At 62.7% G+C, this 10,220-nt stretch carries 9 protein-coding genes; all 9 read right to left on the bottom strand.

Going from position 1 to position 10,220, the window contains the following annotated elements; genetic code table 11:
* Positions 1-88: 88 nt before the first annotated feature.
* Complete coding sequence (astE, locus tag RGM2987_RS08055; protein WP_245139565.1) at positions 89-1,096, bottom strand: succinylglutamate desuccinylase; 1,008 nt, start codon at positions 1,094-1,096, stop codon at positions 89-91.
* Between the two features lie 11 nt (positions 1,097-1,107).
* Positions 1,108-1,395: a topoisomerase II gene (locus tag RGM2987_RS08050; protein ID WP_245139564.1), complete on the bottom strand. Its 288-nt coding sequence runs from the start codon at positions 1,393-1,395 to the stop codon at positions 1,108-1,110.
* Positions 1,396-1,464: 69 nt separating this feature from the next.
* The gene (gene astB, locus RGM2987_RS08045) at positions 1,465-2,811 is read right to left on the bottom strand and encodes an N-succinylarginine dihydrolase (RefSeq protein ID WP_245139563.1); all 1,347 of its coding nucleotides are present in this window, start codon (positions 2,809-2,811) and stop codon (positions 1,465-1,467) included.
* Between the two features lie 142 nt (positions 2,812-2,953).
* Positions 2,954-4,423 (bottom strand): succinylglutamate-semialdehyde dehydrogenase, encoded by a 1,470-nt coding sequence (astD, locus tag RGM2987_RS08040; protein ID WP_245139567.1) that lies wholly within the window; start codon positions 4,421-4,423, stop codon positions 2,954-2,956.
* The gene (gene astA / locus RGM2987_RS08035) at positions 4,420-5,445 is read right to left on the bottom strand and encodes an arginine N-succinyltransferase (RefSeq protein WP_245139562.1); all 1,026 of its coding nucleotides are present in this window, start codon (positions 5,443-5,445) and stop codon (positions 4,420-4,422) included. Before astA ends, astD begins: the two co-directional genes overlap by 4 nt.
* A 43-nt stretch (positions 5,446-5,488) precedes the next feature.
* Complete coding sequence (gene aruF, locus RGM2987_RS08030; protein ID WP_003178851.1) at positions 5,489-6,508, bottom strand: arginine/ornithine succinyltransferase subunit alpha; 1,020 nt, start codon at positions 6,506-6,508, stop codon at positions 5,489-5,491.
* 205 nt (positions 6,509-6,713) lie between these two features.
* Complete coding sequence (locus tag RGM2987_RS08025; RefSeq protein ID WP_245139561.1) at positions 6,714-7,934, bottom strand: aspartate aminotransferase family protein; 1,221 nt, start codon at positions 7,932-7,934, stop codon at positions 6,714-6,716.
* A gap of 397 nt (positions 7,935-8,331) precedes the next feature.
* Positions 8,332-9,312 carry a transcriptional regulator ArgR gene (gene argR / locus RGM2987_RS08020; protein ID WP_245139560.1) on the bottom strand — a complete coding sequence of 327 codons (981 nt, stop codon included), beginning with the start codon at positions 9,310-9,312 and terminating at the stop codon, positions 8,332-8,334.
* A gap of 113 nt (positions 9,313-9,425) precedes the next feature.
* Positions 9,426-10,190, bottom strand: coding sequence for an ATP-binding cassette domain-containing protein (locus RGM2987_RS08015; protein WP_245139559.1), 765 nt, complete (start codon positions 10,188-10,190; stop codon positions 9,426-9,428).
* Positions 10,191-10,220: the final 30 nt, after the last annotated feature.

Genomic DNA, 10,220 nt, shown 5'->3' with positions numbered 1-10,220 from the left:
CGCGAAGGCGGATTGTCAGCAACACTTTCGTTAACTGACACGCCGCCTTCGCGAGCAAGCCCGCTCCCACAATGGATCGCTGTTGGTTTCAGGCCAGGTTTTCGTCAGTGGCCGGCACGATCAATATCCCCGCCCGCAACCCATTCTTCACCTTGGGGTTCGGGAAGATGATCCGCGCGCCCTCTTCTTCGATCACCCAGCGGGTCTGGGCGATGTCTTCGGCCAGCACGTAGCCTTTTTCCAGCTCCGAGAAGTTCTCGATGTCCGCCGGCAGGTTCAGGCGGAAACTGTCGCTGTGCTTGATGATTTCCCGCGCCACGCTGAACAGTTGCAGGCCGTCCAAGCCCTCGTCCGACTCAGGCTCGTTGCCTTCGATGATCTGTTGCAGGCGGGTTTCCAGCAGGCTGACGTTGACGCCGTCGTTCTGCCCGAACGGCCGGGCCTTGCCCAGTTCCAGGGTGAAGGACTCCGCACCGAGCTGGTCGTAGGTGTAGGCGCTGAATACGATGGACGGTTTGTTCTGCAACAGCACCGCCTCCATGCCCGCCGCACGCAGGCGCGCCAGCTCGCGGCGTGAGTGCTGGCGACCCTCTTTCCACGGATACAGGGCGAACTGCTCGATCTTCGAACCGCGGATGGCGGTGTGCAGGTCGTAGTGCAGGCGACTGCGCTCCGGCTTGTTGAAGAAGCTGGCCGCCAGCCGCTCCAGTTCGCAAGCGCGTAGCGCCTCAGCACCGCCGCTCAGTTCGTGGCGACCGTTGAACAGCCGGTTCACGTCTTGCTCGACAAACCGCTCGCCACGCCGGATGGCCTCAGGGTTGCCGAACAGGAACAGAATGCGTGCCCGCGGCTTCAGATCGCCACGGGCGATGTCATGCAGCAGGCGGTCGAGCAACTCGATCGGCGCGGTTTCGTTGCCATGGATCCCGGCCGACAGCAGCAGGTCCAGGCCATTGTCGCGGGCTTCGGGCGGCTTGACCTCCAGCGCGCCCTCGCTCAACCAGCGCATCCGTACGCCTTCGACAGTCAGTTGAGTCTTCTCCGCCGGTTCACGGCCGGCGAGGGTCAGTTCAAGCAGTTTGCCGAGGGCGAGCATAGCGCGGTTCCTTAATGGTCGTGGCCGCAGTCCGGGCCATGGACGTGATCGTCGTCGCCGAGGTCCGCCGGTTCCATTTCCAGTTGCAGGCTGACCAGGTTGGTCGCCAATGGACGCAACAACAGGTTGGCGTATTCCTCGTCGCCCTCCTCGACATCCACGCCGATCAGCAGCTGGCCGCGGCCATCCTGTTGGATCCACAACTCCTTGCCCTGCCACATCACCGCGACGCGGGTGCAGGAGGTTTCCAGTTGGGTGCCATCGGTGTCTTCAAGGATAAGTTGCAGGGAATCGCTCATGTTTTTACGTTCTCGTCGGAAGATAAGGCAACGCGCCCTGCTTTGACTGTAGTCAGGTCGCGCGTGCTTTCAATTGATCTGGAAAGGATAGACCGCACCAAGTTTAAGGATTTGTGTCAGTTCATCCAGTGCCGCGCGGCATTCGAGCAGCAATTGCGGGTCCGCCAGGTCGTTTTCGGTCATGCGGTCGCGGTAGTGGCGCTCGACCCATTGGGTCAGCGACTCGTACAGCGGCGCGGTCATGATAACCCCTGGGTTGACCGCCGCCAGTTCGGTTTCGTTGAGTGCCACGCGCAACCTCAGGCAAGCGGGGCCACCGCCGTTCTGCATGCTTTGCTTGAGGTCGAAGACCTTTACTTCGCGAATCACTCCACCGGAGCCCGCCAGGCCTTGCAGGTACTGCCAGACACGCTCGTTGCTGCGGCATTCCTCCGGCACGATCAACAGCATCGAGCCATCGGCACGCGACAGCAGTTGACTATTGAACAGGTAGGAACGGACCGCGTCATCGACGGTAACGGCCGAACGCGGCACACACACCGACTGAAATTTCCCACCGACTTTGGCGAGTTTGCTGCTCAGTTCGGCCAGCATCTTGTCGGTCTCGAGGAACGCGTCCTCGTGGTAGAACAACACTTCGCCGTTGCCGACCGCGATCACGTCGTTGTGGAACACGCCCTGGTCGATCACCGACGGGTTCTGCTGCGCGTAGACCACGCCCTCCTCCTTCAGGCCATGCAGGCGGGCAACGGCGCGAGAGGCTTCGAGGGTCTGGCGCGCCGGGTACTTTTGTGGCGCCGGATAGCGTGTGTCGAAGGCACTGCGGCCGAACACGAAGAATTCCACGCCGGCTTCGCCGTAGGCCTTGCAGAAACGGGTGTGGTTGGCCGCGCCTTCGTCGCCGAACTGCGCCACCGCCGGCAATGCGGCGTGATGGGCGAAGTGCTTTTGATCGGCAAACATCGCCCCCAGCACGCGACTGGTGGTCGGGTGCTCGATGCTGCGGTGGTATTTGCAGTTCAGGTTGGCGGCGGTGAAATGCACGCGACCGTCAGCGGTGTCGGCACTCGGGCTGACGGTGGCGGCGTTGGCTACCCACATGCTCGAGGCCGAGCAACTGGCGACCAACAGCGGCATCGCTTCTTTCGCGGCCTGCTGAATGACCTGGGCATCGCTGCCGGCAAAGCCCAAGCGGCGCAAGGCCGCGACGTCGGGGCGCTCTTGCGGCGCGAGCACGCCTTGTTGGAAACCCATGTCCATCAGCGCTTTCATCTTCGCCAAGCCCTGCAACGCCGCTTCCTTGGGGTTGGAGGACTGCTGGCTGTTGCTTTGGGACGCGACGTTGCCGTACGAGAGCCCGCCGTAGTTATGGGTCGGCCCCACTAGACCGTCAAAGTTGACTTCATAGGATTTCATCAGCGAGGCTCCACGAGAATCTGGTTTTTATAGGCATCAAGTAACGCGTTTGATAAAACACCGCGGCGCGGCCTTCGCGAGCAAGCCCGCTCCCACAAGGTTTACGCGATCCCTGTGGGAGCGGGCTTGCTCGCGAAGAGGGCTACGCCATTCTCACGCCAGGCGTCAGGGCAGTTGGCATCACCAGGCTCGGCGTTTCCAGCGACGCCACCGGGTACGCGCAATAATCGGCCGCGTAGTAAGCGCTGGCGCGATGGTTGCCCGAGGCACCAACACCGCCGAACGGCGCGCTGCTGGCAGCACCGGTCAACTGCTTGTTCCAGTTGACGATGCCGGCCCGGCTTTGCAGCCAGAACTGCTGGTAACGCTCATGGGAATCCGACAGCAAGCCAGCGGCCAGGCCATATTGAGTGTTGTTGGCCTCGGCGATTGCCCCAGGGAAATCCGCGTAGCGAATCACTTGCAGCAGCGGTCCAAACAGCTCTTCGTCCGGGCGCTCCGCCACTGCGGTGACGTCAAGGATACCGGGCGTCAGCAACGCAGCTTGTGACTGGGGCTGGGTCATCTCCAGCAGTGCCACCGCCCCCAGTCCCAGCAAATGGTTCTGCGCATCCATCAACGCTTTCGCCGCCGCCAGGGAAATCACCGAGCCCATGAACGGCGCCGGTTGCTGGTCGAAGGCACCGACTTCAAGAGTCGAACTGACCGCCACCAGGCGCGCCAGCAAGGCATCGCCCCAGGCGCCTTGCGGCACCAGCAGTCGGCGTGCGCAGGTGCAGCGCTGCCCGGCAGAAATGAACGCGGACTGGATGATGGTGTAGACCGCCGCATCGACGTCTGCCACCTCATCCACCACCAGTGGATTGTTGCCACCCATTTCCAGCGCCAGGATCTTGTCCGGACGGCCAGAAAATTGTTGATGCAACAGATTACCGGTGCGGCTGGAACCGGTGAAAAACAGCCCGTCGATGCCCGGGTTCGCCGCCAGGGCAATACCGGTTTCCCGCGCGCCTTGCAGCAGATTCAGCACGCCCGCCGGCAGACCGGCCTCGACCCAGCACTGCACCGTCAGCTCGGCGACTTTCGGCGTCAGCTCGCTCGGCTTGAACAACACGCTGTTGCCCGCCAGCAGCGCCGGCACGATGTGACCGTTGGGCAAGTGACCGGGGAAGTTGTAGGGTCCGAACACCGCCACCACACCGTGGGGCTTGTGCCGCAGCACGGCCGTGGCGTCGCCCAGTGGGCCGCTTTTTTCGCCGGTGCGTTCACGGTAGCTCTGCACCGAGATCGCCACTTTGTTGACCATGCTGGTGACTTCGGTGGCCGCTTCCCACAACGGCTTACCGGTTTCCTCACCGATGCAGTGGGCCAGTTCGTCTGCCCGGCTTTTCAGGGCGGCGGCAAAGGCTTCCAGCACCTGGATGCGCTCCTCCAGCGAACGCTGGGCCCACTCGGGAAACGCCTGGCGCGCCGCCTGCACGGCCGACTCGACCTGAGCGGCCGTGGCGCCCTTGCCCGACCACAGCACTTGCTGGGTCACCGGGTTCAAGGACTCAAAGACGTCGCCCTGACCTTCCAGCCAGCTGCCTGCGATGTACAGCGAATTCATTATTTCGACTCCCGAGCGGCGGACAACGCGACGGCGCGCACCTGGTCGCCGGCGTTGAGTTGAAGACGTTTGGCGGTCAGCGGATCGACCACCAGGGTGCCAGCGGCCAAGCGCGCCGGTGCCGCCGTGATGCGGCAATCCTCGCGCTTGCGGTTGTGCATGATGAACGGCGTGGCGTCGTCGCCCGGTGTGCCGATGGCCAGCACCAGGGGCTGGCTGTCGCGAATTGCGCGGATCTTGCCGGTTTCGCATTCCACCGCCGGGCCGGCGTCGAAGATGTCGACGTAGCCCTGGTAACTGAAGCCTTCGCTCTTGAGCATCGACAGCGCCGGCTCCGTGTCCGGATGCACCTGGCCGATCACGGCACGGGCGTCTTCGGACAAAAAGCAGGTGTATAGCGGGAATTTCGGCATCAGTTCGGCGATGAACGCCTTGTTGCCCACGCCGGTCAGGTAATCGGCCTGGCTGAATTCCATCTTGAAGAAATGCCGGCCCAGGCTTTCCCAGAACGGCGAGCGACCACTGTCGTCGGACATGCCGCGCATCTCGGCGATGATCTTGTTGCCGAACAACTGCGGGAATTCGGCGATGAACAGCAACCGCGCCTTGGCGAGCATGCGGCCGTTGAGGCCGTTGCGGTAGTCGGCGTGCAGGAACAGCGAGCACAGCTCGGAATTGCCGGTCAGGTCGTTCGCCAGGAACAGCGTCGGAATTTCCCGGTAGATGTTCAGCTCCTGGGAGGCGCTGACCGTCAGGCCGACCCGGAAGTTGTACCAGGGCTCGCGCAGGCCCACGGCACCGGCTATGGCGCTAATCCCCACCACTTTGCCGTCGTCGTCTTCGAGCACGAACAGGTAGTCCGCATCACCGCGCCCGGCTTCGCCGCGAAAGGTCTTCTCGGCCCAGCCGACCCGATGGGCCAGGCGCTCTTCGTTGGCCGGCAAGGTGGTCAGGCCGGTGCCGGTGCTGCGCGCCAGGGCGATCAGCGCGGGTAAATCGCTGCTGCGTACGGGACGAACGATCATGCTATCTCCTCAAACGGGCCGCTTGCGCCACCCGCGAAACTCATTAAACCGCCACCAGGCGCACGCTGGCACCTTCGCCAACGCCTAGGGCTTCGGCCGCTTCCATGTCCAGCGTCACCGGCTTGCCTGGCGCGTAATCCAGCTCCAGCAGCACCGCGCGGTAATCCTGCAACTGGGCGTTGGCCACCAGGTATTGGCGACCGGCGCCCTTGACCGGCTCGCCGATCTTGACCGGCACCACGCGGCTCTGGGCAATCGAACGGATGCCGGAGACGCGGGCATGCAAGGTCGGGCCACCGTCGAAGATGTCGATGTAGTGATCGGTCTCGAAACCCTCGCGCATCAGGATGTCGAAGGTGATCTGCGCACGCGGATGGACCTGGCCCATGGCTTCCTGGGCAGCGTCCGGCAGCAGCGGCACGTAGATCGGGTAATGAGGCATCAACTCGGCGAGGAAGGTACGGCTTTTCAGCCCGCACAGGCGCTCGGCGGCGGCGTAGTTGAGGTCGAAGAAGTTGCGCCCGATCGCATCCCAGAACGGCGAGTCACCGTTCTCGTCGCTGTAGCCGACGATCTCGGTCACCACCGAGTCGGCAAACCGCTCCGGATGGCTGGCGACGAACAGCAGGCGCCCTCGGGAGTTGAGTTCCGACCAGGGCGAGCCCACCAGCTCCGGCACCACGTAGAAACTGGTCAGCAGGCTGTTGCCGGTCAGGTCGTGGCACTGGGAGAGCACGTGGATCTTGTTGTGGATCTTCAGTTCACGAGAAGCGTGGACGAAGGTCTCGTTGCGAAAGCTGTAGAACGGCTCGGAGTAACCGGCCGACGCGACAATCGCCGAGCAACCGGCGAGCTTGCCGGTGGCGGTGTCTTCAAGGACGAAGAAATAGCTTTCTTCACCGTTGAAACTGACTTCGGCAGCGAACGAGGCTTCGCTCGCGGCGATCTTGTCGCTCAGGCGTTCCACGTCATCCGGCAAGGAAGTGACACCGATCGGACTGTCCGCAGCCAGACGCTGTACCTCGCCCAGATCCGCCATTTGCGCGGGGCGCATCACCAGCATGGTGTCACTCCTTAACTTGAAATAAAGGGTTCGACCTGAAAGGTCGATACACAGAGAAAAAATACCGGACCGGCTACCGCATCCGACCCAGTGTGGGAGCGGGCTTGCTCGCGAAGGGGCGATCACTTTCAACACAGATGTTGACTGACAAACAGCCTTCGCGAGCAAGCCCGCTCCCACAGGGGTCCAATTCAGCCTGTAGAAATCAGGCTTGCGTCAGCTTCACCGCAGCCTTCTCGAAGCGGTCCAGGCCGGCGTCGATGTCGGCGTCTTCCACCACCAGGCTCGGGGCGAAGCGGATCACGTCCGGACCGGCTTGCAGAATCATCAGGCCTTCCTGTTCGGCGGCGTTGAAGATGTCCTTGGCCTTGCCTTTCCAGGCGTCGTTCAGCACGCAGCCGATCAGCAGGCCCAGGCCACGCACCTGGGTGAACAGGCCGTACTTGGCGCCGATCTGCTCCAGGCGAGCTTTGAACTTGTCATGCTTGGCTTTGACGCCGCTGAGCACTTCAGGGGTATTGACCACATCAATCACCGCCTCGGCCACTGCGCACGCCAGCGGGTTGCCGCCATAGGTGGTGCCGTGGGTGCCGACCACCAGATGCTTGGCCAGCGCTTCGGTGGTGAGCATCGCCGCTATCGGGAAACCACCGCCCAGGCTCTTGGCGCTGGTGAGGATGTCCGGAGTCACGCCGTAATGCATGTAGGCAAACAACTCGCCACTGCGGCCCATGCCGGTCTGCACTTCGTCGAACACCAGCAGCGCGTTGTGCGCGTCGCACAGGTCACGGGCGCCTTGCAGGTAGGCCAGCTCGGCCGGCAGCACGCCGCCCTCGCCCTGGATCGGCTCCAGCACCACGGCGCAGGTCTTGTCCGAAACGGCCGCTTTCAAAGCGGCCAGGTCGTTATAAGGAACGTGGGTGATGCCGGTAATTTTAGGCCCGAAACCGTCAGAGTACTTCGACTGCCCGCCGACGTTGACGGTGAACAAAGTGCGGCCGTGGAAGCTATTGAGCGCGGCGATGATTTCGTATTTTTCGCTGCCGAAACGGTCGAACGCGACGCGACGGGCCAGCTTGAAGGCGGCCTCGTTGGCTTCAGCGCCAGAGTTGCAGAAGAACGCTCGTTCGGCGAAGGTCGCGTCGATCAGCTTATGGGCCAGGCGCAGTGCCGGCTCATTGGTGAACACGTTGGACACGTGCCACAGCTTATTGGCCTGTTCGGTCAGTGCACCGACCAGCGCCGGGTGGGCATGGCCCAGTACGTTGACTGCAATACCGCCGGCGAAGTCGATCAACTCGCGACCGGACTGGTCCCACACGCGGGAACCGGCGCCACGCACCGGAATGAAGGCAGCAGGCGCATAGTTGGGCACCATCACCTGGTCGAAATCGGCGCGTTGTACCGCGGCTTGCTCAACGGACATCGGAGTCTCCTGAAGAGGAACACTCGCCTGGAACTGGCGAGCTTGGTAGGGATTGTAAGGACAGTTTTCAGCCCGGCCTTGCCGCCAAGCGACAACTTCTTATAGCGCCAACCCACGTTTTGCGCGGGTTTACGGCAATGCGACAAATAGCGTCGCAAAGGCGCAGTTTAAACGTTGGCGCAGGGTTTGAGGCGCCCGCCTCTACATTTCCCTCGGCGAGCCACCGCTGTAGTTTTGGAAGAGCCATCTGTGGCGAGGGAGCTTGCTCCCGCTGGGGCGCGCAGCGCCCCCAATCAATTCGACGCACCGAGGTTACCGTTTGGGTCCGCTTCGCGGCCCAGCGGGAGCAAGCTCCCTCGCCACAGGTAAGTTGCTTACCGCAGGGGCCTCATTTGTCCTAACCGCGTTCGGACGGCACCGACGACAATTCGAACGGGCTGCTGCTGCGGCGCTGGTTGCGGTCTTCGCGCGGCGTGGCGCCGAAGAAGTTGCGGTAGGCGCTGGAGAAGTGCGGGCCCGAGGAGAACCCGCAGGACAGGCCGATCTGAATGATCGATTTGCTGGTCTGCATCAACATCTGCCGGGCCTTGTTCAGGCGCAGTTCCAGGTAGTACTGGCTCGGCACGCGATTGAGGTATTGCTTGAAGATCCGCTCCAGCTGCCGACGGGACACGCACACATGCTGGGCGATTTCGTCGGTGGTCAACGGTTCCTCGATGTTGGCCTCCATCAGCAACACCGCCTGGGTGAGCTTCGGATGGCTGGAGCCGAGGCGGTTCTGCAACGGGATGCGCTGGCGCTCGCCACCTTCACGGATGCGCTCGACCACCAACTCCTCCGACACCGCACCGGCCAATTCCGCGCCATGATCCCGGGCCAGCACCGCCAGCAATAGGTCGAGCACCGACATACCGCCGCACGCGGTCAGGCGGTCGCGATCCCAATCGAACAGATGGCTGGTCGCGATGACCTTGGGAAAGCGCTCGGCGAAATCGTCCTGCCAGCGCCAGTGCACGGCGGCCCGGTAACCGTCGAGCAAACCCAGTTGGGCCAAGGGGTAGACACCGGCGGACAAGCCACCAATCACACACCCGGCCCGCACCAGCTGCTTGAGGGCGCTGCCCAGGGGCGAGGCCAATGCGGTAGGCGGCTCATCGGCCAGCAGGAACAGCTTCTGGAAACCTTCGAGCTTGCCGGCCCAGGGTTCGCCCGGCAGTTGCCAGGCGCCGTCGGCCGGCGCTTCGGCCTGCAAGAACGACAGCTCGTAGACCACGTCCGGATGCACCCGCTGGGCAACACGCAAGGCCTCCTCGGCCAGCGCCAGCGTCAAGGCTTTCGTGCTGGGCCAAATCAGGAAACCAATTCGATGGGCGGTCATGGCGGGCAATCCAAAACAAAAACAGTGTTAAAGCCAAAAGCGGCTGCAACCAAATTAGACCATCTGGCGCGCGGTGCGCAGCATGACCCAAATCAGGTACGTAACGGGAGCGATTACTTGAGGCTGCCCGAAAGAAATTGTTGCAGCCGCTCCGATTGCGGATTGACCAGCACTTCGCGCGGGTTGCCGCTTTCTTCGACGATGCCTTTGTGCAGGAACACCAGTTGGTTCGACACCTCGCGGGCAAAACCCATTTCGTGAGTCACCACCACCATGGTCCGGCCTTCCAGCGCCAGGGCCTGCATCACCTTGAGCACATCGCCCACCAGCTCCGGGTCCAGCGCCGAGGTCGGTTCGTCGAACAGCATCACCTCAGGCTCCATCGCCAGCGCACGGGCAATTGCCACGCGTTGCTGCTCGCCGCCGGACATGTGGCCCGGGTAGGCGTCCTTGCGATGGGCCACGCCGACCTTGTTCAGGTAATGCTCGGCTTTCTCCCGCGCTTCAACTTTCGACACGCCGAGTACGTGAACCGGCGCTTCGATGATGTTTTCCAGCGCAGTCATGTGCGACCACAGGTTGAAATGCTGGAACACCATCGACAGGCGCGAACGCATGCGTTGCAGCTGCTTGGGGTCGGCGGCCTTCAGCGCACCGTCCTTGCCCGCCACCAGCTTAAGCTCTTCGTTATTGAGCAGAATCTTGCCGGCGTGAGGTTGCTCAAGCAGGTTGATGCATCGCAGGAAGGTACTTTTGCCGGAGCCACTGGAGCCGATGATGCTGATCACATCGCCGGCGGCGGCTTTCAGGGACACGCCCTTGAGCACTTCGTGACTGCCATAGCGTTTATGCAGGTCTTGGACTTCGAGCTTGTACATGCGGTCGGTTCTCACAAAACGTCAGTCGTT

The organism is Pseudomonas sp. RGM2987, from assembly GCF_022952855.1.
Taxonomy (GTDB): domain Bacteria; phylum Pseudomonadota; class Gammaproteobacteria; order Pseudomonadales; family Pseudomonadaceae; genus Aquipseudomonas.
Note: the sequence above shows the minus strand (reverse complement) of the source record. Positions and strands in the feature narration are given on the sequence as shown.